This is a genomic window from Asanoa sp. NPDC050611 (genome assembly GCF_040654855.1).
GTDB lineage: Bacteria > Actinomycetota > Actinomycetes > Mycobacteriales > Micromonosporaceae > Asanoa.
This window is the reverse complement of record NZ_JBFAIU010000083.1, coordinates 1-24,254: the sequence shown is the minus strand read 5'-3', so window position 1 is coordinate 24,254 and position 24,254 is coordinate 1. Positions and strand designations below refer to the sequence as shown.

The window sequence follows — 24,254 nt, the reverse complement described above, 5'->3', positions numbered from 1 at the left end:
CGCCGGTGAGCCCGATCCGCTCGTGCAGGCTCAGATCCGCGCCGCGGGCGATGCGACGGGCGGTGTCCGTGACCCGGTGCAGCGGTGCCAGCACCGCCGGGTCGATCGAGGTCACCGCGCCCATCCCGTGTGTCTCGCCGTCGACGAACCGGAGCAGGGCGCTGGCCGAGCCGAGCGCGAAGTAGGCCGCGTCGTAGATCGCCCCGAGCACGCACAGCTCGAGCTCGCCGTGGGTGAGGTGGCCCTGCTGGACCAGCCAGGCGCTGGGCCGCACGTCGGACTTGCCGGCGGCACCGCCGGTGGCCAGGGCGGCATGCCAGGTCTCGGGCGCCAGCCGGTCCGAGGCGGTGAGCAGGTCGCCGATGCTCGGTGAGCTGCCGGACTCGGCGAACACCACCTCGCCGGCGACGAGGTAGAGGCAGTCGTCGGTGCCGATGTGCAGTGCACCGGTCGCGCCGGCGCCGGCCAGCGGGGTCAGGGCGCGCCGCGGCGAGCCCGTGCGGGGGATCCGGACGGACTTGGCCAACGCTCCTCCTGACGGCTCGATTCGTGCGGGCGTTCCGGATCTAGGGGACATGTCCCGGGCGGCGTTGGCCGCGCGAGGGTGGGTCAGCACGATGCGGTGGCGGGCTAGGCCGCGACGAGGTCGTCGGCGAGGATGCGGATGCGCCGCTGTGCGACGGCCAGGTTGCCTTCGTGGCGGTCGAGCCACACGTAGAGCAGCAACCGGCTGTCGAAGTCGGTGCGGATCATCCGCAGCAGGTGGTAGCCGCCGTGCGTGGTGATCACCACGTCTTCGACCAGGTCGTTGGGGCGCGTCGACGCGAACGGGGCGCGGTTGGTCGCCGCGTGGATGACGTCGGACGAGCCGGCGGCGGAGGCATCGGGGTCGCCGGTGGGCGCGTTGCCCGCCCACGCGAGTGCGAAGCCGGTCGTGTAGTCGACCACGCTCGCCCCGATGGCGCCAGGGATGGTCATCGCCTGCCGGAGGCAGTCGTCTATGCCGGACACACGTGCTCCTCCACCCGGGCGGAGCCTGCGCGCGTCCGCTCCGGCCAGAGGGCGCACGAGAATCCCGGGTAAACGGGTCGGGGCCGGCGGTCTCGCCGGCCATGACGATGTGCTTCCGCGAAACTACTCCGGGGCGAAGATCGTCCGCAGCAGTCTCACCCTCGGCGATCGGTCAGCAACTCTCGTCTGATCGGGTGTTGCAAATGGGGCGGAGATGGGCATGTACGGCCGCAACCGCCGATGATGACCGAACGGGCGCACCGACGATCGTGGGCGTAACCTGGCGGACACCTTGTCGTTTCCGTCCGTCCGTGCCGTCCGCATCGGAGGTTATACATGGGCAACCGCTGGGAGAACCTGGTGGTCGACGCGCGCGACCCGGCCCGGCTAGCCCGGTGGTGGGCCGAGGCGCTCAACTACCAGATCACCTACGAGAAGCCCGACGAGGTGGAGATCCGGCGGTTGCCCGACGAGCTGCCGGGGCTGGTCTTCGTGCCCGTGCCGGAGGCCAAGGAGCTCAAGAACCGGCTGCACATCGACCTGCGCCCGGACGACCAGGAGGCCGAGGTCGAACGGCTGGTCGACATGGGCGCCCGGCACGTCGACATCGGACAGTCACCCGGCGCGTCGTGGGTCGTGCTCGCCGACCCGGAGGGCAACGAGTTCTGCGTGCTGTCTCCGAAACGCTAGCGTTGACCATGTGAGCACCGGGGACGCGGAAAGATGGGTGCCCGAGCCGGCGAAGGACACCGGTGCGGGGCGCAGCCCGTACGAGCGTGACCGTGCCCGCGTCCTGCACTCCGCGGCGTTCCGCCGGCTGGCGGCGAAGACCCAGGTGCACATGGCGGGCACCGACGACTTCCTGCGCACCCGGCTCACCCATTCGCTGGAGGTCGCCCAGATCGGTCGCGAGATGGGCGCCCGGCTCGGCTGTGACCCCGACGTGGTCGACGTGGCCGGGCTCGCGCACGACCTCGGGCATCCGCCGTTCGGGCACAACGGCGAGGCCGCCCTCGACGACCTCGCCCGCGACTGCGGCGGTTTCGAGGGCAACGCGCAGACGCTGCGGGTGCTGACCCGGCTGGAGGCCAAGGTGCTCGGCGCCGGCCTCAACCTGACCCGGGCGGCGCTCGACGCGACCTGCAAATATCCGTGGCCCCGGCGGGAGGGCCGGCGCAAGTTCGGCGTCTACGCCGACGACCTGCCGGTCTTCGAGTGGCTGCGGGCGGCGGCGCCCGCGCCGGAGCGGCGTTGCCTCGAGGCGCAGGTGATGGACTGGGCCGACGACGTCGCCTACTCGGTGCACGACGTGGAGGACGGGATACACGGCGGCTACGTGCCGGTGCGCCGGCTGATCGACGACGCCGACGAGCGGGCGGCGGTCTGCCGGGCGGCGGCGGAGACCTACTCGCCGGAGCCCGCGGCGGCGCTCGCGCCCGTGCTGGACGGGCTGCTCGCCGACCCGGTGCTGGTCACGGTCGCGGACTACGACGGCAGCCATCCGGCGCAAGCGGCGCTCAAGCGGCTGACCAGCGTGCTGACCGGGCGGTTCGTGGCCGCCGCCGTGGAGGCGACCCGCGCGGCGCACGGCGGTGCCGACCTGCGCCGCTACGCCGCCGACCTGGTCGTGCCGGACGGGATCCGGGCGCAGTGCGCACTGCTCAAGGCCATCGCGCTGCGGTACGTGATGCGCCGGCCGGGCGCCCGGGGGCGCTACGAGCGCCAGCGTGCCGTGCTGACCGAGCTGGTGGCGGTGCTGACCGACCGTGCGCCGGGCGGCCTCGACCCGGCGTTCGGCGCGGCGTGGAAGGCGGCCGCCGACGACCCGGCCCGGCTGCGGGTCGTCGTCGACCAGGTGGCGTCACTGACCGACCCGGCCGCCGTCGACTGGCACTATCGCCTGACCCGCTAGTGCGCGGGTAGGTCGCGCAGCGCCAGGGCGCCGACGGCGTGGGCGCGGACGGCGAACGCGCCGGGCGTCAGCCGGACCTGTCTGGAGGGCTCCTGGTCGGAGCGGGCCCGCCCACGGCCGGCGTGCCGGCGCCGCGTGATCCGGTTGAACAGCCGCTTGCGGTCGGCGTCGGCGATCAGGTCGCGCTGGTGGTCGTGTGCGGCGGTGAGCATGAGGTCGGGGTGCTGGTACATCGCGGGGCTCCTGTCGACTTCGTCGTTCTCGATGTGTCCATCCTGTTCGGACGGGCGCGCCACGACATCGGCAGCGATTCCCTAACTTCCGGCCAGCACCCTCCTTAGCCGGCCCACCGGCGGCGTCTAGGTATACCTAGTGGGTCAGCTAGTGGGTCAGCAGGTAGAAGCGGAAGAAGGCGAAGTCGTCGATCGGGAGCACGTCGACGCCGCCGAAGCCGGCCTCGCGGGCATAGCCGCGCAGCGTGTCCGGGCGCATCACCGTGCCCGTGCCGACCGAGTCCGGGTCGGTCATGCTGTCCGGCAGGCAGATCAGCGTGCTGAAGCCGTACATCAGCCGCTCGACGTCGTCGCCGGGTGCCTCGAACGACTCGCCGACCGCCTCGTCCATCACGACCACCGGCGCGCCGGGGCGGACCGCGCCGCGCATCGCGGCCAGGACCGCCGCCGGGCGGGGCAGGTCGTGTACGCACTCGAACGCGAACGCCGCGTCGTAGTCGCCGTCGTGGGGGAGACCGCCTGCGTCGACCTCGTGGAACGTCACCCGGTCGCGCAGCCCCGCCGCCCGCGCGTTGGCGGTGGCCAGCGCCACCGAGGGCGCGTCGACGTCGAAGCCGTCCACGGTGGCCTCCGGGTACGCCCGGGCCAGCGCGATCGCCGACCAACCGCCACCGCAGCCGATGTCGGCGATCCGGGCGCCCGGCCGGCGCAGCGCGGCGTCCAGCGGCGCGACCCCAGCCAGCGCGCCCGGCAGCGCGTGCTCGAACCACGGCCGGTTGATCTCGGCCTGTGCCTCCCGCATCTCGGCGCCGAACGCCGCCCACGGCACCCCGCCGCCGTCCCGGTAGGCCGTGACCAGCGCCGGGAGCTGGACCGCGGCGGCCGCGAAGGTGCGGGCGAGCGGGGCGAGGTAGTTGAGGCTCGTGGTGTCGGTGAGCACCTCGGCCGCGGCCGGCGGCAGCGCGAACCGGCCGTCGCCGGTGGGGGTCAGGATGCCGTTCGAGGCCTGCTGCTCGAGCCACTCGTGCGCGTACCGCCGCGCGCCGCCGGCCCGGGCCACGAGCGACGCGGCGTCCGCGGGCCCACCCTCGGCCAGCGCCCGGTACCAGCCGAGCCGGTCGCCCAGGTAGACCGAGAGCAGCTCGGCCGTGCCGAGCGCGCTGCGGAACAGCCGGTCGGCGAATTCTTCGGTGGTCTGTGTCATCCGTCGGACGCTAGCCATCGCGGGGACACCACACCGCGTAAAACGCGACAGAACGTGGTTTCTGGTTGACTGTCCGCATGAGCGAGCGGGTGTTCGTGATCGTGGGTGCGTCGCTGGCCGGCGGGCGGGCCGCACAGACCCTGCGCGAGGAGGGGTTCGACGGGCGGATCGTGCTGGTCGGCGCCGAGCCGCACCTGCCCTACGAGCGGCCCCCGCTGTCCAAGGGCTACCTGCTCGGCAAGGACGAGCGGCGGAAGGCGTTCGCCCACGAGGACGGCTACTACGCCGAGCAGCGCATCGAGCTGCGGCTGGGCACCCGGGCGACCGCGATCGACCCGGGCGCGCACCAGGTGACCCTCGACGGCGGCGAGACCCTCGGCTACGACAAGCTGCTGCTGGCCACCGGTTCGTCGCCGCGGACCCTGGACCTCCCCGGCGGCGAGGGCCCGCGGATCCACTACCTGCGCACGATCGACGAGTCCGAGGCGCTCGGTGCGACCCTGCGCGCCGGCGACCCCGTCGTGGTGATCGGTGCCGGCTGGATCGGGCTGGAGGTGGCCGCCGCCGCCCGCGGCTTCGGCTGCGACGTGACCGTGGTCGAGACCGACCGGGCTCCGCTGCGGCAGGTGGTCGGCGACGACGTCGCGGCGGTGTTCCGCGCGCTGCACGAGGCGCACGGCGTGGACTTCCGGTTCGGCACGCAGGTGCGGGAGCTGGGCGGGATCGGCGACCGGGTCACCCACGCGGTGCTCGACGACAACACCGAGGTGCCGGCGTCGGCGGCGCTGATCGCGGTGGGCATCACGCCCAACGTGGAGCTGGCCCGCGCCGCGGGCCTGCGGGTCGACAACGGCGTGGAGGTCGACGCGGCGCTGCGGACCAGCGACCCCGACATCTACGCCTGCGGCGACGTGGCGTCGGCCTACCACCCGCTGTTCCACCAGCACATCCGCGTCGAGCACTGGGCCAACGCGCTCAACGGCGGGCCCGCGGCGGCCCGCTCGATGCTCGGCCAGGACGTCTCGTACGACCGCCTGCCCTATTTCTTCACCGACCAGTACGACCTCGGCATGGAGCTGGCCGGCTGGTTCCCGCGCGGCGGGTTCGACCGGGTGGTGTTCCGCGGCGATCCGTCCATCGTGGATGGCAAGGCGCCGGAGTTCACCGTGTTCTGGACCCGGCACGGGCACGTGGTGGCCGGGATGAACGTCAACGTTTGGGACGTACAGGACGATATCCAGAAACTCGTGCGGGCCGGCTACAGCGGCAAGGATGTCGACCTGGACCGCCTCGCGGACCCCAGCGTGCCCCTCGGGACGCTTCTGGCGGGATAGCACGCCGGATTCACTGATCGCCCGCGCCTGCTTCGCCCTGTTGGCGATGCTGAAACTCGGTAGAGCCGAGGAGCGAGCGATGGCAATCAACCAGTCGACCGCGGCCGCGGTCAACTCCGTGCGGGGTCCCGCGAGCGAACCGGTCAACCTGACCGTCAACGGTTCGGGTCACGCGATCGAACTCGAACCACGCGTCAGCCTGCTCGACGCGTTGCGCGAGCACCTCGATCTCACCGGGACGAAGAAGGGGTGCGATCAAGGCACCTGCGGGGCGTGCACGGTGTGGATGGACGGGCGCCGGGTGCTGTCGTGCCTGACGATGGCGTACTCGTGCGAGGGCCACGAGGTGACGACCATCGAGGGCGTCGCGCAGGACGGCGAGCTGCACCCCATGCAACAGGCGTTCGTCGACCACGACGCCTTCCAGTGCGGCTTCTGCACGCCCGGCCAGATCATGTCGGCGATCGCCCTGCTCCGCGAGGGCAACGCCGGCACCGACGAGGAGATCGCCGAGCACATGAGCGGCAACCTGTGCCGGTGCGCGGCGTACCCGAACATCCACGCGGCGATCCGTGAGGTGCGCGACGCGGACGACGGAGGTCGATGACCATGCGACCGGTGAGCTTCTTCCGGGCCAGTTCGATCGACGACGCGGTGGCCGCGGTCAGCGGGCATCCCGACAGCGCGTTCCTGGCCGGCGGCACCACCGAGATCGACCTGCTGCGGCTCGGCGTGGTCCAGCCCAGCCTGCTGGTCGACGTCAACGACCTGCCGTTGACCTATCTCGAGGACACCGACGACGGCGGTGTACGGATCGGCGCGATGGCGCGGATGACCGACGTCGCGCGGGCGCCGCGCATCGTCGAGCGCTATCCCGGCATGTCGCAGGCGCTGCTGCTGGGCGCCTCCGAGCAGCTGCGCAACATGGCCTCGATGGGCGGCAACATGTGCCAGCGCACGCGCTGCTCGTACTTCCGCGACCCGACCTCGGCCTGCAACAAGCGCGAGCCGGGCAGCGGTTGTGCGGCGCTCACGGGCGTCAACCGGGGCCACGCGATCCTCGGCACCTCGGAGCAGTGCATCGCCACCCATCCGTCCGACGTGGCGGTGGCCCTGGTCGCGCTCGACGCCGTCGTGCGCACGATCGGACCGGACGGCACGCGGTCGGTCCCGGTCGAGGACTTCTTCCTGCGGCCGGAGGACACGCCCAATGTGGAGCACCCGCTCGCGCACGGCGAGCTGATCGTCGCGATCGACGTGCCGGACCTGCCGCTCGCGCGCACGTCCCGCTACGTCAAGCACCGCGACCGGGCGTCGTACGAGTTCGCGCTCGTCTCGGTCTTCTCCGCGATGCGGGTCGACGACGCGGGCAACGTCGCGGAGCTGCGCCTGGCCCTCGGCGGGGTCGGCACCGTGCCGTGGCGCGCGCACCGGGCCGAGCAGTCGCTGATCGGCCGGCCGGCGACGCCGGAGAACTTCGCGGCGGCCGCCGACGCGGAGCTGGCCGACGCGCGGACCACGCCGATGAACGAGTTCAAGGTGGCGTTCGCCAAGCGGGCGATCGTCCGGGAACTGAGCGAGGTGACGTCATGAGTCCGGTGCTCGGGAAGCCGGTGAACCGTGTCGACGGGCCGGACAAGGTCACCGGGACCGGTCGCTACACCGGCGACATCGTCCTGCCCGGGCTCGCGCACGCCATGATCGTGCGCTCCGCGGTGGCCAACGGCCGGGTCCTGTCGATCGACACGTCGCTGGCCGAGGCGGCCGGCGGCGTGCTGGGCATCATGACCCACGAGAACACGCCGAAGGTGGCCGCCCAGCCGAAGCTGGTTCCCTCTCTCGCCGGGCAGCCCGCCCCCGGCGAGAGCTTCTTCCCCATGCAGGACGACCAGGTCCACTACTGGGGTCAGCCGGTCGCGGTGGTGGTCGCCGAGACGCTGGAGGACGCCGCGTACGCGGCGGCGCTGCTCGACGTCACGTACGAGCCCGGTGTCCCGGTCGCCACGATCGAGGACGGGCGCAACGCCGCGTACGAGGCGAAGATGATCTTCGGTGGGTTGATGCCGGCGCGTGACGAGCGGGGTGACGTGGACTCCGCACTCGCGGACGCCGAGGTGAAGCTCGACCTCACCTACCACTACGCGGCGAACCACCACAACCCGATCGAGCCCGCCGTCACGACGGCGCAGTGGGACGGCGACCGGCTCACGCTCTACGACTCGACGATGGGCGTACGCGCGACCCAGCTCACCGTGGCGCAGCTGCTCGGCATGCCGCTCAGCGACGTCCGCGTGATCACGCACTTCGTCGGCGGCGCGTTCGGCTCCAAGGCGATGGTCTGGCCGCACGTGACGCTCGCGGCGATGGCGGCCCGGTTCGTCGGCCGCCCGGTGCGGCTCGCGCTGACCCGCGCGCAGAGCTTCACCTCGATGGGCCTGCGCGAGGAGCAGGAACAGCGGATGCGGGTCGCGGCCCGCCGCGACGGGCAGGTAACCGGCATCAAGCACGAGAAGCTCTCCGTCACGTCGCCGTTCGACGACTGGGCGGAGCCCGCGACCGGCAGCTCGTCGCAGGTGTACGGGCCGGAGAACTATCTCGGCACGCACCACCTGATCCGCGGCAACACGATGACGCCGACGTTCACCCGCGCGCCGGGGGAGTCCTTCGGCTCGTTCACGCTCGAATGCACGATGGACGCCCTCGCGTACGAGCTGGGCATGGATCCCGTCGAGTTGCGGATCATGAACCATCCGCCGGTCGACCCGCACGGCAACGCGTGGTCGAGCGACGGCCTGGCGGACTGCCTGCGCTCGGGCGCCGACCGGTTCGGGTGGGCCGAGCGCGACATGACGCCCGGCACGCGCCGTGACGGGAACTGGCTGATCGGAACGGGCGTCGCCGCCGCCGGGTACCCGGTCGCGTTCTTCATGCCGGTCCAGCACGCCCGCGCCCGGATCTTCCACGACGGCAGCGTGATCATCCAGACCAGCACCCAGGAGTTCGGCACCGGCGTCGCCACCGCGATGTCCCAGGTGGCCGCCGACGGGCTCGGCGTCGACATGGACGTCGTCCGGTTCGAGCTCGGCGACACCGACCTCCCGAACACCACCTCCGCGGTGGGTTCGATGGGCGCCACGATGGTGTCCTCCGCCGTGCACAACGCGGCCACGACGCTGCGCAACGACCTGATCGCGCTGGCCGTCAACGACGACGCGTCGCCGCTGCACGGGCTCTCACCCAGCTCCGTTCGGGTGGGCGACGGCCGCATGACGTCCACACTGGACCCGTCAATCAGCGAGTCGTACGCCGACGCCCTGCAGCGCAACCGCCTGCTCGACATGGAGGCGTTGGGCAGCTGGACGCCGCCGCCGTTCGACACACCGCACGGGCTGTTGACCTTCGGCGCCCAGTTCGCCGAGGTGGCAGTGGACAAGGACCTCGGGCTCGTCCGGGTGCGCCGGATGCTCGGCGTCTTCGCGCCCGGCCGGGTGCTGAACCCCAAGCTGGCACGCAGCCAGCTCATGGGCGGCATGTTGTGGGGGATGCAGCAGGCCATCCACGAGGGCAACCGGATCGACCGCCAGTCGGGGCGGTGGGCGCTCAACAGCCTCGGTGAGTACCTCGTCGCGGTGCACGCCGACGTCCCCGAGATCGAGGCGGACTTCGTGGAGGTCGAGGACGACGTCGTCGGCCCGCTCGGCGTCAAGGGCGTCGGCGAGGTGGGTCAGGTGGGTGCGGCGGCCGCGGTCGCCAACGCGGTCTTCCACGCCACCGGGCACCGGTTCACCGAGCTGCCGCTGACTCCCGAACTGGTGATGAGTGGCCTCCCCGGCTGAGGCGACCACCGCGTTACCGGAGCGGCCGGTCATCAGCACGCCGTCGGCGCAGCTGCAACCGGCCGTCCGGACCGCACTGGCGCGGAGCATCGCCCGCCAGCCGTGGCTGGGCCTGGCCGGTCTGCTGCTGGTGGTGCCGGTCGCGGTGGTGCTGGCGTTCGCGCTCGACGGCCCGGCCCGGTCGCTGGTGGTGATCGGGCCGCTGGTCACGTTCTCGCTCGTGCCGACCGCGATCGTGGCGTTCTGGTGGAACGACTGGCCGGGCACCGCGCTCGTGCCGCGCTGGCTGTCCGGCTGGCTGAACACCGTGTTCATCCTGGCCGCGGGCGTCGGGCTGACGTTCCTCGGCCAGCTGATAGCCGGCGGCGTCGACCCGCGCGGGGTGTTCGACCCGAACCCGGGTCCCGGCCACCTGCCGACGTTCCCGGCGACGCTGCCGCTCGCGGGCGCCGCGTTCACCGCGATGCTGCAGTTCACCCTGGTGAACGAGGGGTGGCCGCTGCGGAAGCTGCCCCGGGTGCCGGCGGGGTTGCTGGCCGGCGTGCTGGCGTGGGGCGTGGCGCTGCTCATCTACTACTTCGTCGCGGACGTGCGGCCGCCGGCGTCGACCGGCCTGCACACGCAGACGGGCCCGATGTCCGGCGCGTCCCTGGGCGCGCTGCTGGTCACGGTCGGTGCCTGGCAGACGTGGCTGTACGTGACCTGGCGGGGCTGGCCGTTCAACCTCGTCAGGCGGCGCTGGCTGCGGCTGCTGCTGGCCAACGGGACGGTGGCGGCCGGCGGCTGGGCCACGTACACCCTGATCCAGCTGGCGGTCTCACCCGGGAAGATCATCGCCGGTGCGGCGGCGGTCATCGCGGCCGGGCTGGTCGTGTCGATGCTGTTCGAGAACGCGGTGCGCCCGCACATCACGGCGGTGATGGACAAGTGGTTGTCGGTGACCACGGTGGCCGCGTTGGCGGTGGTGCTCTACGTGGTGCTGACGGCCTACGCGCGGACCGTCGACTTCGGCCGGCTGGAGCCGAGCGAGTTCGTGGTGCACGGCTGCCTCAACGCGCTGGCGTTCTCGGTGATCATGCACGTCGCCGTCGGCCGGCGGTGGCCGTTCGCCCGCGACCTACCCTGAGGTCATGGAGTTCGAGGAGCTGATCGCGGCGGCCCTGGCGGTCGTCGCCCCGCGCCGGCTGCAGGGCCGGCTGGTCGGCGACGTGGGCGCGGCGCTGGTCACGGCGGACGGCAACCGCTACGTCGGCGTCTCCATCGACACGGCGTGCGGGACGGGCTTCTGCGCGGAGGCGAGCGCGATCGCCGCGATGGTCACGGCGGGCGAGGAGCACATCGAGCGGATCGTGGCGGTCTGGCGCGACGAGCGCGACGACCGGATCTACGTGCTGCCACCCTGCGGCCGGTGCCGCGAGTTCGTCCGGCAGCTGCACCCGGCCAACCTGGACACCGAGGTGGTGCTGGGCGCCCAGCGCTGGTCGCCGCTGCGCGACCTGCTGCCGGACCACGAGTGGCCGGAGCCCGTCACGTAAGGGGCCGCTCCCGCTTGGGCAGCTTGGCGACCACGGCGTCGTAGGAGGCGTCGATCGCCTCGAGGATCTCGTCGTCGGGGATCCGGTTGCCGACGATAAGGGTGTTCCAGCCGGACCGTCCGATGTAGGCCATCACCCGGGCGTCGTCGGGATAGCGGGTCAGCCACTCGTCGGCCATCTCCCGGTTGGCGCCGCACTTGAGCCCGACCGTCGGCGGTGGCCCGGCGCCGAGGAACGCGAAGATCTTGCTGCCGACCTTGGCGACCTGGTCGCCCTCCCACGGCTCGTCGGGCCACGCACCCGGCTTGGCCAGGCAGTAGGCGAGCAGCTCGTCGCGGGTCATGACGTCACCTTAGATCCCCGCGACGCCCACGGCAGCGAGCCGGCGACGACGGCGCGCGGCCCGGCGCCGAGCCCAGGGTCAGCGGCTCACCGCGGTCGCGTGCTCCACGCGGGACAGCTTCTCCGGGTTGCGCACCGCGTAGAGGCCCGTGATCAGGCCGTCGTCCAGCCGGACCGCCACGACGCCGTCGAGCTCGCCGTCGATGCGGAAGACCAGGGCCGGGCCGCCGTTGATCTGGGCCAGCTCGACCGACGCCGCGCCCGCGAGGCGGCGCACGCCGTGCCCGAGCAGGCGGGCCACGTTGGCCGCGCCGACGATCGGGTGTGCGACGGCCTGCCTGATCCCGCCGCCGTCGCCGAGCAGGACGACGTCCGGCGCGAGCTGGTCCAGCAGCCCCTGCAGGTCGCCGGTCTCGACCGCCCGGCGGAAGGCCTCCAGGGCGCGGCCCGTGTCGGCGGCGGAGACCGCACCGCGCGGCCGGCGGGCGGCCACGTGGGATCGGGCGCGGTGGGCGATCTGGCGTACGGCCGCGGGTGTCTTGTCGACGGCCTCGGCGATCTCGTCGTAGTCCAGGTCGAACACCTCGCGGAGCACGAACACCGCCCGCTCGGTCGGGGTCAGGGTCTCCAGGACGAGCAGCATCGCCATCGAGACGCTTTCGGCCAGCTCGACGTCCTCGGCCACGTCGGGCGCGGTCAGCAGCGGCTCGGGCAGCCAGGTGCCGACGTAGGACTCCTTGCGCCGGCGCAGCGTGCGCAGCCGGCTCAACGCCTGACGGGTGGTGATCCGGACCAGGTACGCACGCCGGTCGCGCACGGCGTCGAGGTCCACGGCCGTCCAGCGCAGCCAGGTCTCCTGCAGGACGTCCTCGGCGTCGGCGGCCGAGCCGAGCAGCTCGTAGGCGACCGTGAAGAGGAGGTTGCGGTGGGCGACGAACGTTTCCGTGGCGGGGTCCATGCACATCTGACGCCGGCGGCCGCCCTCGTGTGACGGTGTCGCTCGCCACAGCGGCGGGCCGTCACGGGCGGCGGGTCGCCGGCATCTCGTGTTCGTCACCGCACGAGATAGGAGTGGTCATGGAACCCCGTATCAACCTCTTCGAGACACCGACCGGCGCGAAGGTCGCCAAGCGGTTCTACAACACCGCGCTCGCCCTGGACGGCTCGACGCTGCCGAAGGCCGTCCGGCACCTGGTCGAGCTGCGGGTCAGCCAGATCAACGGCTGCGGGCTCTGCGTCGACATGCATTCCAAGGACGCCGCGGCCGACGGCGAGACCGCGGTGCGGCTGGCCCTGGTCGCGGCCTGGCGCGAGACCACCGTCTACACGGCGGCGGAGCGGGCGGCGCTGGCGCTGGCCGAGGAGGCGACCCGGCTGGCCGACCTGCACGGCGGCGTCTCCGACGAGACCTGGGCGGCGGTGCGCGAGCACTACGACGACGACGAGGTCGCCACGCTGCTCTGCGTGGTCAGCATGGTCAACGCGGCCAACCGCATGAACGTGGTGGCGCGCGTGCAGGGCGGCTCGTACGAGCCGGGCATGCTCGCCTCGCTCGACCTCTGACCCGGTCGCGCTCCGGCCCGGCCCCGCGATCACGGGGGTCGGGCCGGTGCCGTCTACGGATCGTGGCCGTCAGGACACCGACCGCTGCGGAAACGGGGCGATCGGAAACGTATTCGTAACGGGCTCTTGACCCCCGCGACGATCACGGCGCAGACTCCCGGAAACGTTTACAGCTACCGGGTGGAGGTGCAGGGCGTGGGTCGTAAACGTTTACAGGAGGCCACCGACGGGCGGCCGACGGTGCACACCGTCGCCGCGCGCGCCGGTGTCTCCATCGCGTCCGCGTCGCGGGTCCTCAACGGTGTCGGCGGCAGCCCGGAGACCGTGCGGAAGGTGCGCGCCGCGGCCGCCGAGGTCGGCTACGTGCCCAACGCGATCGCCCGCTCGCTGCAGTCCCAGCGCACCGAACTGGTCGCGCTCGCCGTCGAGGACATCGGCAACCCGGTGTACGTCGAGATGATGCGCGCCATCGAGGCCGTGGTCGCCGGATCCGGCCGGCAACTGCTCGTGCACGCCACCGGCGGCCGGATCGACAACGAGACCGCGCTGCTGCGCCGGCTCGCCCACCGCTACGTCGACGGGATGATCATTTCGCCGATCCGGGTCACCGCCGACCACCTGGCCGCCGTCACCGACAGCCCGGTGCCGGTCGTCGTCGTCGGCCAGCTCGCCGAGGACGCACCGGTCGACAACGTCCGCACCGACTCGCGCAGCGGTATCGCGCTGGCGGTCGACCATCTCCTGGCCACCGGGCGGCGCCGGATCGGTTTCGTCAACGGCCCCCTCGACACGGTCCCCGGCGCCGCGCGTGACGCCGGCTTCCGCGCCGCGCTGGCCGCGCACGGCATCCCGCTCGACGAGAACCTGGTCGAGGTCGGCGACTTCCAGTACGCCGCCGGCCGGGAGGCCACGCAACGGCTGCTCGACCGGGTCGAGCCGGACGCCCTGGTCTGCGCCAACGACCTGATCGCGGCCGGCGCGCTGCACACGCTGCTGGCGCGCGGGCGGCGGGTGCCGACCGACGTCGCGCTGGTCGGCATGGACGACACCGAACTGGCCCGGATGATGTTTCCCCAGCTCTCCAGCGTCTCGCTCGGCTCGGCCGAGCGTGGTCGCCGGGCCGCGGAGCTGCTGCTGCAGCGCATCGACGACCCGAGCCTGCCGCCGCGCCGCGCGCAGGTCGCACCCAGCCTCGTGGTGCGGGCGTCCTCCGAGCGCACCGTGACCGCACGCGCGGAGGTGACGGCATGACCGTGCTGGACGAGCGACCCGACGTCGAGCGGGCCGGCCGGCCGCGGCGCGGCTCCCGCGCCCGCGCCGACCGCACCACCATCTACCTGCTCCTGCTGCCGTCGCTGCTGCCGGTGCTCGTGCTCTCTGTCTTCCCGCTGCTGCGCGGCATCTACCTCGGCTTCACCGACGCCCGCGCTGGCCGGAACGTGGACGCCAACTTCACGGGGCTGGACAACTACAAAGAGCTGCTCACCGACGACCTGTTCTGGAACTCGTTCAAGATCGGTCTGCTGTGGGCGTTCGGCGTGACCGTGCTCCAGTTCGTCCTCGCCCTCGGGCTCGCGCTGCTGCTCAACCAGCAACTGCGCTTCCGTGGCGTCGCGCGGGTGCTCGCGGTCGTGCCGTGGGCGATGCCGCCGGTGGTGGTCGGCATCCTCTGGAAGCTCGTCTACCACCCGGACGCCGGGCTGCTCAACGAGTTCCTGCACCGGGTCGGCGCCGACGGGCTGCGCACCAACTGGCTCGGCGACTTCAGCACCGCGCTGCCGGCCGTGATCATCGTCGGCGTCTGGGCGGGCATGCCGCAGACGACCGTCGTGCTGCTCGCCGGCCTGCAGGGCGTCGCCCGCGAGCTGCACGAGGCGGCCGCCGTCGACGGCGCGAGCGCCTGGCGCCGGTTCCGGCACGTGACGTTGCCGGGGCTGATGCCGGTGATCGTGGCGATCACGTCGCTGGACTTCATCTGGAACTTCAACTCGTTCGGGCTGGTCTACGTGCTCACTGCGGGCGGGCCGGGTGGCAAGACCATGCTGCCGATGCTCTTCGCGTACGAGGAGGCGTTCCGCTACGGCAACTACGGATACGCCGCCGCCCTCGGCAACGTCATGGTCGTGATCATCGTGGCGCTCCTCGCCGTCTATCTCCGTCGCCGGCTGAGGGAGGCGAACTGACATGCTCGGCAAACCGAGCCGCACCGGTCGGGTCCTGCAGTACCTGGCCCTCGCCGGTTACCTGGTCTTCCTCGGGTTCCCGCTCGTCTGGCTGCTGTCGACGGCGTTCAAGCCGCCGCGCGAGCTGGTGCAGCTGCACCCGGCCCTGATTCCCAGCAACCCCACGACGCAGAACTTCGTGCAGGCGTTCACCGAGCAGGAGCTGGGCCGGGCGGCGTGGAACAGCCTCCAGGTCTCGCTCGCCTCGGCGGTGCTGACCGTGCTGGTCGCGATGCCGGCCTCGTACGCGCTGGCCCGGTTCAAGTCCAAGCTCGGCACCGTCGCGCTCGGCTGGGTGCTGCTCTCGCAGCTGTTCCCGTTCGTGCTGCTGATCATCCCGATCTTCCTGGTGCTGCGGCAGGCCGGCCTGGCCAACTCGCACGCCGGCCTGGTGCTGATCTACGTGGTCTGGGCGCTGCCGTTCGCGCTCTGGATGCTGCAGGGCTTCGTCCGCAACATCCCGCGCGAGCTGGAGGAGGCGGCGTCGGTCGACGGCGCGGGCCGGCTGCAGGTGCTGCGCCGCGTGGTCTTCCCGCTGCTGGCGCCCGGCCTGGTGGCCACCGCGCTGTTCGCGTTCATCTCCGCGTGGAACGAGTTCTTCTTCGCCCTGGTGCTCATCAAGACACCGGAGCTGCAGACACTGCCGGTCGCGCTGGCCCGCTTCGTCGGCATCGAGGGCACCGCCCGACTCGGGCCGCTGGCGGCGGGTTCGCTGCTGGCCACGCTGCCCAGCCTGATCTTTTTCGCGTTCATGCAACGCCGGCTCTCGTCCGGGTCGCTCGCCGGCGCGGTCAAGGGCTGAGCTGATCCAGCTCTCCATCCCCAAGGAGGTAAACCCCAGATGATCCCCAAACGGTTCCGTCGACTGGCCGCGGCCGCCGCGGTCGCGGTCGTGGGTCTCGGCGCGCTCGCCGCGTGCGGTGACGGCGGCGACGACGAGGCCACGGCCGGTCCGGTCAAGCTGCGTTTCCTCAGCCTGGCCTGGCAGAAGGAGTCGCTGCAGGCCAACAAGGACCTCGTGGCGAAGTGGAACGCCGAGCACCCCGACATCCAGGTCGAGTACGTCCAGGGTGACTGGAACTCGGTCCACGACCAGCTGCTCACCTCGTTCGAGGGCGGCGACGCCGCGGACATCGTGCACTACGAGGCCTCGGCGATCGGCGAGTTCAGCAAGCAGGGCTACCTGGCCGACCTCAAGGACCTGATCCCCGGCGACCTCAAGAGCCAGATCGACCAGGGCGTCTGGGACACCGCCACGTTCGACGGCCAGGTCGCCGGCGTGCCGTTCCTGCTGGAGTCGCAGGTCGTCATCGCCAACAAGAAGCTGCTCGACGCCGCCGGTGTCGCGGTGCCGCCGGCCGACGGCGGCTGGACCTGGGACGAGTTCCAGGCCAACGCGCAGAAGCTCACCAAGCCGGGCCAGTTCGGCGTGGCCTGGGCGCTGAAGTCGCCCACCAACCGGGTGCTGAACCTGGCGCTCAACTACGACGGCAAGTTCTTCTACACCGACGGCGGCAAGACCGAGGTCAAGATCGGTGACGCGGAGAAGGAGGTGCCGAAGCGGATCCACGACATGATCTACACGACGAAGACCGCATCGCCCGAGGCGCTCGGCATGAGCGGCGCCGACACGCTGCCGGGCTTCTTCGGCGGCAAGTACGCGATGCTGCCCGGCTCGGTCTCGCTGCGCCAGCAGATGGTCGAGCAGGCGCCCGCCGGGTTCGAGTGGGTGACTCTGCCGCCGGTGAAGGGCCTGTCGAGCAAGCAGGCGGCCAACCCGCAGACGCTGTCGATCTCGGCCGACTCCAAGCACAAGGAGCAGGCCGCGCAGTTCATCGCGTACTTCCTCAACCCGACCAACATGGCCGCGCTGGCCAAGGGTGACTGGCTGGTGCCGACCGGCAAGCAGGCCAACGAGGAACTCGTCAAGCTCACCAAGGGCGAGCAGGGCTGGGACGTGGCCGCGGACAGCGCGGCCGACCTGACCGTCGCACCGTTCCAGATGGCCGACGGCTACCCGGAGTGGAAGACCAAGTACGCCACACCGGCCCTCCAGCAGTACTTCGCCAACAAGATCACCTTGGACCAGCTCGCGAGCCAGCTGGTTGACGGTGGCAAGCAGGTTCTGAGGTAACAATGTCACTCTTGCTCGACACATCGGTCGGTTGTCTGGTCGGTGCCGCGGTCGGGGACGCCCTGGGCGGCGCCACCGAGACGGCGCTGCCGGAGCAGATCCGAGCCCGGTTCGGTGGCTGGGTCGAGGGGATCGTGCCCCCGTACCACGCCGATTGGGCCACCGCGCGGCCATTGGCGCCGTACCACAAGGGCGACGGGCACATCACCGACGACACGCTGATGACCCATGCCCTGGTACGCGCGTACGCGGCCAAGCGGGACCACCTCGACGCGTACGACGTGGCGGAACTGCTGGTCCCCGACCTGATCGAGCGGGTGGTGCACATCCCCGACCTGGAGCGGGACGGGGTGACCTTCCACCGCCTCGCGGCCGCCGAGCGGTGGCTGGTCACCCGCCTGCACCACGCCCACGCGGACCCGCGCGAGGCCGGGGTCGGCAACATCGTGAACTGTGGTGCGGCCATGTACATGGCACCGGTCGGCATCGTCAACGCGGGCGACCCGGCCGGGGCGTACGCCGAGGCGGTCGAGCTGACCGGGGCGCACCAGCAGAGCTACGGCCGGGAGGCGGCGGCGGTCTTCGCGGCCGCCGTCGCCGCGGCCGCGACACCGGGCGCGAGCGTCGAGGACGTGGTCACCGCGGCGCTCGACCTGGCCCGCGACGGCACCCGGGGTGCGATCGACGCGGTGGTCAAGGAGGCCCGGGGCCACGACGACTGGCGGGCCGCGATTCCCGCGCTGCGGGGCGCGGTGGCGCCGTTCGACACGGTGGGCGAGGACTACCGCAACCCGGGCCTGGGCGCGCGGCGGCCCAGCCGGCTGCACGCCATCGAGGAGCTGCCGGTCGCGATCGGCATGCTCGTCGTGGCCCGCGGCGCGTTCCGCGCGGCGGTGCTGGGCGCGGTCAACTACGGGCGCGACGCGGACTCCACCGCGACCATGGCCGGGGCGATCGCGGGTGCGCTCGGCGGTGCCGACGCCGTACCCGCGGAATGGTCTTCCGCCGTCGGCAACGCGTCGAAGACCGACCTCGTGGCACCGGCGGCCGAGCTCGCCACCGTGGCCACCGAGATCTTCGAGCGGGACCGGGCCCGGTTCGCGCGGCGGGCCGAGCGGTTCACTGAACTGGCCGGGGGAGCGGCCCGGTGAGGATCACCTGGGTGCAGCCCGAGGACCTGCTGCCGCACGAGCTGGCCGCCAGTCGCGACGAGGGGCGCGATGTGTCGGCGCTCGAGCGGCGGTGGGTGGCCGCGGGCGGCTCGCTCGTGGCTCCGGTCAGCGGGGCGTCGCCATCGCCGGCGTCGCCGGCCCTGCGTGCGCTGGCGGTGGAGTTGTTGGACGCCGCCGACGCGTTGCCGGCGGCTTCCTGGTCCGACGACCCGCCCGAGATCCGGGCGACGCTGCCGACCATCGCGACGCACGACCGGCTGCATGGTGCCTGGCTCGGGCGGGCCGTCGGCTGCCTGCTCGGCAAGCCGGTGGAGAAGATCCCGCGGGAGGGGATCCGGGAGATCCTGACCGCGACCGGTCGCTGGCCGCTGCGGGACTGGTTCACCGCCAAGGGGCTGCCGTCGGAGGTCGCCGCGCGGTGGCCGTGGAACCGGCGCAGCGCGCCGACCAGCCTCGCCGAGAACATCCACGGCATGCCCGAGGACGACGACCTCAACTACGCGCTGCTGGCGCTGCGCGTGCTCGAGACGCACGGGCGCGACTTCACCAGCGCCGACGTGGCGCAGGCGTGGCTCGACTGGCTGCCGGCCGGCCGGGTCTTCACCGCCGAGCGCGTGGCGTACCGCAACCTGCTGCTCGGCTACGCGCCGCCGGAGAGCGCCCGCCGGCACAACCCGTTCCGCGAGTGGATCGGGGCGCAGATCCGCACCGACGTGTACGGCTGGGTCAACCCCGGCCGGCCCGACCGCGCCGCCGAGCTGGCCCGGCGGGACGCCACCGTCAGCCATGTCGGCGGCGGCGTGCACGGCGCGATGTGGGCCGCGGCCCTGGCCGCCGCCGCGCCGGTGTCGTCCGATGTGGACGAGGTGCTCGACGCGGCCGAGGCGGTGCTGCCGCCCGGCCGCTTCGCCACCGCCGTGCGGGAGGCGCGGGCGCTGGCCGCGGGCGCCGACGACTGGGAGAGCGTGGTCGACGAGCTGTACGCCCGACACGGCCACCTGCACTGGGTGCACGTGCGCAACAACGCCGCCATGGTGGCCGCCGCGCTGGCGTACGGCCGGGGCGACCTCGAACGGTCCATCTGCGCGGTGGTCAGCGGCGGGTGGGACACCGACTCGACCGGCGCCACCGTCGGCGCGGTCACGGGTGCGCTGGCCGGCGCCGCGGCCCTGCCCGAGCGCTGGGTCGCACCACTGCACAACCGGCTGTCCAGCAGCATCGCCGGCTTCGACGGGATCGGCTTCGACGAGCTGGCCAAACGGACCCTGGAGGTGGCGGCATGACAGCGCGCGTCGTCGTGGTCGGCAGCACCAACCTCGACCTGGTCGTGACGACCGCGCAGCTGCCGCGGCCGGGCGAGACCGTGCTGGGCGAGCGGTTCCGCACGGTGCCCGGTGGCAAGGGCGCCAACCAGGCGGTCGCGGCGGCCCGGGCCGGTGCCGCCTGCGAGTTCGTGGGCGCGGTCGGTTCCGACGAGTTCGCCGGGTTGCTGCGGGAGAGCCTGATCGCAGCCGGCGTCGGCGTGCGCGGGCTGCGCACCGTCCCCGGCCCGTCGGGCGTGGCGCTGATCGCCGTCGACCGGGACGCCGAGAACTTCATCGTGGTCGCGCCCGGCGCGAACGCGGCACTGACCGAGCTGGACGCCGACGACCGGGCCGCGATCGCGGCGGCGGACGTCCTGCTGCTGCAGCTCGAGGTGCCGCTGTCCACTGTGGTGGCGGCGGCCGGGTGCGCCCGCGCGGCGGGCACGACCGTCGTGCTCAACGCCGCGCCGGCCGCCACCCTGCCGGATGAGCTGCTCGACCTGGTCGACGTGCTGGTGGTCAACGAACACGAGGCGGAGGTCGTCGCCGGGGGCGCCCTCGACGCGCTGCTGAAGCTGGTGCCCCGGGCCGTGCTGACGCTGGGCGCGCGCGGCGCCGCCTACGCCGACCGCGACGGGCTGCGGCTGTCGGTGCCGGCGCCGCGGATCGACGCCGTGGACACCACGGCGGCCGGTGACGCGTTCACCGGTGCGCTGGCGGTCGGCTGGGCAGAGCGCGGCGGCGCGGACATCGAGGCGAGCCTGCGCTGGGCCTGTGCCGCCGGCGCCGCGTGCGCCCAGCGCCCCGGCGCCTCCTCCGCTCTGCCCGACCGGGCCACCATCGACGCCCTGCACGACGCGACATACCGAGGAACACCGTGAGCTTCAACCCGTACGTCCCGCGCCCGATCGACCTGCCGACGGACGTGCCGCTGTCGCAGCACGCCTCGCTGGTCGACCTGGACGAGGCGAAGATCTTCGCCGCGCCGGACGACCCGGCCGACTGGCCCGCCTGGCGCGCGCGGCTGGCCGCGTGGCGGGCCGACGCGCGGGCCCGGCTCGGCTACACCGGCGCACACTACGACGAGGTCGCCGGCGACTGCTTCACCGTCTGCCTGGCGTGGCTGTGGGACGAGACGCTCTACGACCACGACCGGGGCGTGTTCACCGTCGACGCGTTCCTCGACGCGGCCGGGCGGGACTTCGGCGGCTTCGACGGGGTGGTGCTCTGGCACGCGTACCCGGTGATCGGTCTCGACGACCGCAACCAGTTCGACTGGTACCGCGACGTACCCGAGCTGCCCGAGGTCGTGCGGGCGTTCCAGGACCGCGGTGTCCGGGTGTTCGTCGACTACAACCCGTGGGACACCGGCACGCGCCGCTCGCCCGGCACCGACGCGGCGGAGGTCGCCGAGCTGGCCGCCAAGCTCGGCGTCGACGGCGTCTTCCTGGACACGCTCAAGGAGGGCGCCGGCGCGCTGCGCGCCGCGCTCGACGAGGTGCGTCCCGGGCTGGTGCTGGAGGGTGAGAGCCGGGTCCCGCTGGCCCGGATCGAGGACCACGCGATGTCGTGGGCGCAGTGGTTCGCCGACTCCACCGTGCCTGGAGTACTGCGGGCAAAGTACTTCGAGCGCCGGCACATGTTGCACCACACCCGCCGCTGGCACCGCGACCACCTCGACGAGCTGCACTCCGCCTGGCTCAATGGCGTCGGCGTGCTGGTCTGGGAGAGCGTCTTCGGCGTCTGGGTCGGCTGGAACGCGCGGGACCGCGCCGTGCTGCGGGCGATGCGCCGCGTGCAGGCCAGCCACGCGGCGTGGTTGCGGTCCGAGGACTGGGAGCCGCTGGCCGACCATCCCGGCACCGGTCAGGTGTACGCCTCGAGGTGGACGCACGACGACGCTCCGTTGTGGACGGTGGTGAACCGGGGCGGCGACCACGACGGGCCGTGGCTGGTCACCTCGCGTCCCGGCCGGTACGTCGACCTGGTGACCGGCGCGCCGTTGACGGTCACCGCGCTGGACGACGGCCGGTTCGCCGTGGGCGGGCCGCTGCCGGCGGGCGCGATCGCCGCCGTGGTGGTCACCTCCTCCTCCGTTGAGCGGCATGAGCAGCCGACCGGCGATCCGTCGTTCCCGGCTCGCGTGGCGGTGCGGACCCGCACGCCGTGGGCGCTGCGGTCGGAGGTGCCGGCGGGCCTGGTCGCCGTGTCGTCCGGCGTGCACGATCTGGTCGTCCGGCACCGGGTGCGGGAGACCGGGCTGTACGGGGAGACGCCGTACGTCGACGAGTGGAAGCCGCTGCCGCCCCGCCTGCACCACCTGGCGACGCTGCAACGCACGGTGCGGCTCGGGCGGTTCGCGATCGCGACGCACGAGGTCACCCACGGCGAGTACGCGGAGTTCCTGCGCGCGACCGGCTATGCGCCGGTGCGGGCGGAGCGGTTCACCGCCGGGCAGGGACCCGCCGACGCGCCGGTCACCGGGGTGGACCTCGCCGACGCGCGCGCCTATGCGGCCTGGGCCGGGCTGCGGCTGCCGACCGAGGACGAGTGGCAGGTCGCCGCGTCCGCGGGGTTGCTGGAGCGGCGGGAACCGCTCGTGTGGAACCTGACCGAGAGCGAGCACACGGACGGGCGTACCCGCTTCGTGATCCTCAAGGGCGGCGCCGCGTACCAGGCGCAGGGTTCCGACTGGTATTTCGACGGCGGACCGCAACCGGCCGACGTCTCGGTGAAGCTGCTGCTCACCGGCGCTGGACTCACCCGCTCCGACCAGGTCGGCTTCCGCTGCGCGGCCGACCTCTGACCCCTTGAGGGAGTGACCTGATGGTACGAGGTTGGCGGTTCGGCGGCGGCGTGGCCGCCGTGCTCCTCGCGCTCGGCCTGGCCGGCGCGGTGCCCGGCACGGCCGGCGCGGAACGGCCCCGCGTGGGCACCCTGACCACCGCGACCGCGCCGTCCGCGGCGCTCGGCGGCACCATCGACTACACCGTCTACCTGCCCTACGGCTACGACCCGGCGGGCGCGACCCGGTACCCGGTGCTGTATCTGCTGCACGGGCGCGGCGACACCATGCAGGCGTGGACCCGGGTCAAGGCCGACCTGGACCGGCTGATCTCCGAGGGCACCGTGCCGCCGGTGATCGCGGTGCTGCCCGACGCGCCGTGGAGCACCCGCGGCAACTACTACGTCGACTCGTCCTACACCGGGGCCGACGATCCCGGGCGGCCGGTGGAGACCGCGTTCACCCGCGATCTGGTGTCGCATGTCGACGCCACGTACCGCACCGCCGCACACCGCGGCGCCCGCCTCGTCGGCGGCTACTCGATGGGCGGGGCGGGCGCGCTGCGTTACGCCCTGGCCCACGCGGACCTGTTCGCCAACGCGCTGGTGCTCAGCCCGGCGGTCTACCGGCCGCTGCCGCCGGCCGACTCGTCGGCGCGCGAGTTCGGCGCGTTCGGCTCGGGCTCCTCGAAGTTCTCCGACGAGGTCTACCAGCGGCTCAACTACCCGGCGCTGCTGACCGGGCGGGATAAGGACCTGCCGGTGCGGATGTACATCGCGGTCGGTGACGACGAGTGGGCCAACCCGGACCCGGCCGACGCCGCGCACGACCTCGACTACGAGGCCGCGACGCTCTACAACAGCGTGCGCCGCGCCGACGGGGTCGCGGCCGAGTTCCGGGTGATCGACGGCGGGCACGACTGGGACGTCTGGCGACCGGCCTTCGTGGACGGACTGACGCACCTGGCGGGCACGTTGAGCGCGACGCCGCCGGCCGGGCTGCCCGGCCCGCTGCACGGGACCGCGGGCCAGGACTGGGCCGGCGGCGTCGCCGCGCACCCGGACGGTGCGACCACTGTCGCTTTCGCCGCGTCGGGTGCGGTTTCCGGGCAGGCTTATCAGGGTGGGCTGGACGCGGTGGTGACCCGGTTGGGGTCGTGGACGACCCAGTTCGGCACGCCGGCCAACGACCGGCTCTACGGCGTCGTGCCGCTGGCCGACGGTGCGGTGCTCACGGCCGGCTACACCCGCGGGGACCTCGACGGCGCGCACCCGGGCAGCCCGGCCGACGACGCCTTCGTGACCCGGCTCGACGCCGGCGGACAACGGACGTGGCTCACCCAGGCCGGCGACCCGGCGAAGGCGGACCGGTTCTACGCGCTGGCGGCGGCCCCGGACGGCGGTGCCTACGTGGCCGGCTACACCAGCGGGTCGTTCGCGGGCTCCGCGTCGAGCGGCGACAAGGACGCGGTGCTGGCCCGGGTCGGGCCGGACGGCCGGATCGTGTGGAGCCAGCAGCTCGGCGGCCCGGGTGAGGACAAGGCGTACGCGGTCGCGGCCCACGATCGCGGTGTCTACGTGGCCGGAAGCACCTCGGCCGCCATGCCCGGCACGACGTCGCTCCGGCGGCGATGCTCGCCAGTCGGGCTGGGGTGAGCGCGTGATGGC

At 72.7% G+C, this 24,254-nt stretch carries 23 protein-coding genes and 1 pseudogene; 18 read left to right on the top strand and 6 right to left on the bottom strand.

What is annotated here, in order from left to right; genetic code table 11:
• Positions 1 to 526, bottom strand: a pseudogene (locus AB0H87_RS15715) (hypothetical protein); the annotation flags it as partial.
• A gap of 104 nt (positions 527 to 630) precedes the next feature.
• Positions 631 to 1,011 (bottom strand): hypothetical protein, encoded by a 381-nt coding sequence (locus tag AB0H87_RS15710; protein WP_278085210.1) that lies wholly within the window; start codon positions 1,009 to 1,011, stop codon positions 631 to 633.
• A gap of 336 nt (positions 1,012 to 1,347) precedes the next feature.
• On the opposite strand from AB0H87_RS15710, the gene AB0H87_RS15705 reads away from it, so the two are divergent.
• Together AB0H87_RS15705 and AB0H87_RS15700 are read left to right on the top strand one after the other, a co-directional pair.
• Positions 1,348 to 1,701, top strand: coding sequence for a VOC family protein (locus AB0H87_RS15705; protein ID WP_360144931.1), 354 nt, complete (start codon positions 1,348 to 1,350; stop codon positions 1,699 to 1,701).
• Between the two features lie 10 nt (positions 1,702 to 1,711).
• The gene (locus AB0H87_RS15700) at positions 1,712 to 2,923 is read left to right on the top strand and encodes a deoxyguanosinetriphosphate triphosphohydrolase (protein ID WP_360144928.1); all 1,212 of its coding nucleotides are present in this window, start codon (positions 1,712 to 1,714) and stop codon (positions 2,921 to 2,923) included.
• On the opposite strand, the gene AB0H87_RS15695 is transcribed toward AB0H87_RS15700, so the two are convergent.
• Together AB0H87_RS15695 and AB0H87_RS15690 are read right to left on the bottom strand one after the other, a co-directional pair.
• Positions 2,920 to 3,156, bottom strand: coding sequence for a hypothetical protein (locus AB0H87_RS15695; RefSeq protein WP_360144925.1), 237 nt, complete (start codon positions 3,154 to 3,156; stop codon positions 2,920 to 2,922). The genes AB0H87_RS15700 and AB0H87_RS15695 overlap by 4 nt on opposite strands.
• A gap of 148 nt (positions 3,157 to 3,304) precedes the next feature.
• Entirely contained in the window at positions 3,305 to 4,360 is a 1,056-nt protein-coding gene (locus tag AB0H87_RS15690; protein ID WP_360144922.1) for a methyltransferase domain-containing protein, read from the bottom strand.
• A gap of 77 nt (positions 4,361 to 4,437) precedes the next feature.
• Here AB0H87_RS15690 and AB0H87_RS15685 point away from each other — a divergent pair, with 77 nt between their 5' ends.
• The 6 genes from AB0H87_RS15685 (at position 4,438) to AB0H87_RS15660 (ending at position 11,065) form a co-directional block, all read left to right on the top strand.
• Positions 4,438 to 5,694, top strand: a complete 1,257-nt coding sequence (locus AB0H87_RS15685; protein WP_360144919.1) for an FAD/NAD(P)-binding oxidoreductase — start codon at positions 4,438 to 4,440, stop codon at positions 5,692 to 5,694.
• Between the two features lie 79 nt (positions 5,695 to 5,773).
• Positions 5,774 to 6,301 carry a (2Fe-2S)-binding protein gene (locus AB0H87_RS15680; RefSeq protein ID WP_360144916.1) on the top strand — a complete coding sequence of 176 codons (528 nt, stop codon included), beginning with the start codon at positions 5,774 to 5,776 and terminating at the stop codon, positions 6,299 to 6,301.
• Positions 6,298 to 7,287, top strand: coding sequence for a xanthine dehydrogenase family protein subunit M (locus AB0H87_RS15675; RefSeq protein ID WP_360144913.1), 990 nt, complete (start codon positions 6,298 to 6,300; stop codon positions 7,285 to 7,287). The genes AB0H87_RS15680 and AB0H87_RS15675 overlap by 4 nt, the downstream gene beginning before the upstream one ends.
• Positions 7,284 to 9,530: a xanthine dehydrogenase family protein molybdopterin-binding subunit gene (locus AB0H87_RS15670; protein ID WP_360144910.1), complete on the top strand. Its 2,247-nt coding sequence runs from the start codon at positions 7,284 to 7,286 to the stop codon at positions 9,528 to 9,530. The genes AB0H87_RS15675 and AB0H87_RS15670 overlap by 4 nt, the downstream gene beginning before the upstream one ends.
• Positions 9,514 to 10,656 carry a hypothetical protein gene (locus tag AB0H87_RS15665; RefSeq protein ID WP_360144907.1) on the top strand — a complete coding sequence of 381 codons (1,143 nt, stop codon included), beginning with the start codon at positions 9,514 to 9,516 and terminating at the stop codon, positions 10,654 to 10,656. Before AB0H87_RS15670 ends, AB0H87_RS15665 begins: the two co-directional genes overlap by 17 nt.
• A 4-nt stretch (positions 10,657 to 10,660) precedes the next feature.
• Positions 10,661 to 11,065, top strand: a complete 405-nt coding sequence (locus tag AB0H87_RS15660; RefSeq protein ID WP_360144904.1) for a cytidine deaminase — start codon at positions 10,661 to 10,663, stop codon at positions 11,063 to 11,065.
• On the opposite strand, the gene AB0H87_RS15655 is transcribed toward AB0H87_RS15660, so the two are convergent.
• Entirely contained in the window at positions 11,058 to 11,408 is a 351-nt protein-coding gene (locus tag AB0H87_RS15655; protein ID WP_360144901.1) for an MmcQ/YjbR family DNA-binding protein, read from the bottom strand. The two genes, AB0H87_RS15660 and AB0H87_RS15655, sit on opposite strands and share 8 nt — an antisense overlap.
• A gap of 78 nt (positions 11,409 to 11,486) precedes the next feature.
• Positions 11,487 to 12,365: an RNA polymerase sigma-70 factor gene (locus tag AB0H87_RS15650; RefSeq protein ID WP_360144898.1), complete on the bottom strand. Its 879-nt coding sequence runs from the start codon at positions 12,363 to 12,365 to the stop codon at positions 11,487 to 11,489.
• Positions 12,366 to 12,484: 119 nt separating this feature from the next.
• Between AB0H87_RS15650 and AB0H87_RS15645 the strand changes: the two genes are divergently transcribed.
• The 10 genes from AB0H87_RS15645 (at position 12,485) to AB0H87_RS15600 (ending at position 24,242) form a co-directional block, all read left to right on the top strand.
• Entirely contained in the window at positions 12,485 to 12,970 is a 486-nt protein-coding gene (locus AB0H87_RS15645; RefSeq protein ID WP_360144895.1) for a carboxymuconolactone decarboxylase family protein, read from the top strand.
• Positions 12,971 to 13,165: 195 nt separating this feature from the next.
• Entirely contained in the window at positions 13,166 to 14,221 is a 1,056-nt protein-coding gene (locus AB0H87_RS15640) for a LacI family DNA-binding transcriptional regulator (protein WP_360144892.1), read from the top strand.
• Positions 14,218 to 15,153 carry a sugar ABC transporter permease gene (locus AB0H87_RS15635; RefSeq protein WP_360144889.1) on the top strand — a complete coding sequence of 312 codons (936 nt, stop codon included), beginning with the start codon at positions 14,218 to 14,220 and terminating at the stop codon, positions 15,151 to 15,153. The genes AB0H87_RS15640 and AB0H87_RS15635 overlap by 4 nt, the downstream gene beginning before the upstream one ends.
• 1 nt (position 15,154) lies before the next feature.
• Entirely contained in the window at positions 15,155 to 15,994 is an 840-nt protein-coding gene (locus AB0H87_RS15630; protein WP_360144886.1) for a carbohydrate ABC transporter permease, read from the top strand.
• A 39-nt stretch (positions 15,995 to 16,033) separates the two neighbouring features.
• A complete protein-coding gene (locus tag AB0H87_RS15625; protein WP_360144883.1) occupies positions 16,034 to 17,326 on the top strand; it encodes a sugar ABC transporter substrate-binding protein in 1,293 nt (430 codons plus the stop codon).
• 2 nt (positions 17,327 to 17,328) lie between these two features.
• Positions 17,329 to 18,477, top strand: a complete 1,149-nt coding sequence (locus tag AB0H87_RS15620; RefSeq protein WP_360144880.1) for an ADP-ribosylglycohydrolase family protein — start codon at positions 17,329 to 17,331, stop codon at positions 18,475 to 18,477.
• Positions 18,474 to 19,781, top strand: a complete 1,308-nt coding sequence (locus tag AB0H87_RS15615; protein ID WP_360144877.1) for an ADP-ribosylglycohydrolase family protein — start codon at positions 18,474 to 18,476, stop codon at positions 19,779 to 19,781. Before AB0H87_RS15620 ends, AB0H87_RS15615 begins: the two co-directional genes overlap by 4 nt.
• A complete protein-coding gene (locus AB0H87_RS15610) occupies positions 19,778 to 20,683 on the top strand; it encodes a ribokinase (protein WP_360144874.1) in 906 nt (301 codons plus the stop codon). The genes AB0H87_RS15615 and AB0H87_RS15610 overlap by 4 nt, the downstream gene beginning before the upstream one ends.
• Positions 20,680 to 22,608 carry an SUMF1/EgtB/PvdO family nonheme iron enzyme gene (locus tag AB0H87_RS15605; protein WP_360144871.1) on the top strand — a complete coding sequence of 643 codons (1,929 nt, stop codon included), beginning with the start codon at positions 20,680 to 20,682 and terminating at the stop codon, positions 22,606 to 22,608. The genes AB0H87_RS15610 and AB0H87_RS15605 overlap by 4 nt, the downstream gene beginning before the upstream one ends.
• A 20-nt stretch (positions 22,609 to 22,628) precedes the next feature.
• On the top strand, positions 22,629 to 24,242 hold the full coding sequence (locus AB0H87_RS15600; protein WP_360144868.1) for an alpha/beta hydrolase-fold protein: 1,614 nt from the start codon (positions 22,629 to 22,631) through the stop codon (positions 24,240 to 24,242).
• The last annotated feature ends 12 nt before the right edge of the window (positions 24,243 to 24,254 follow it).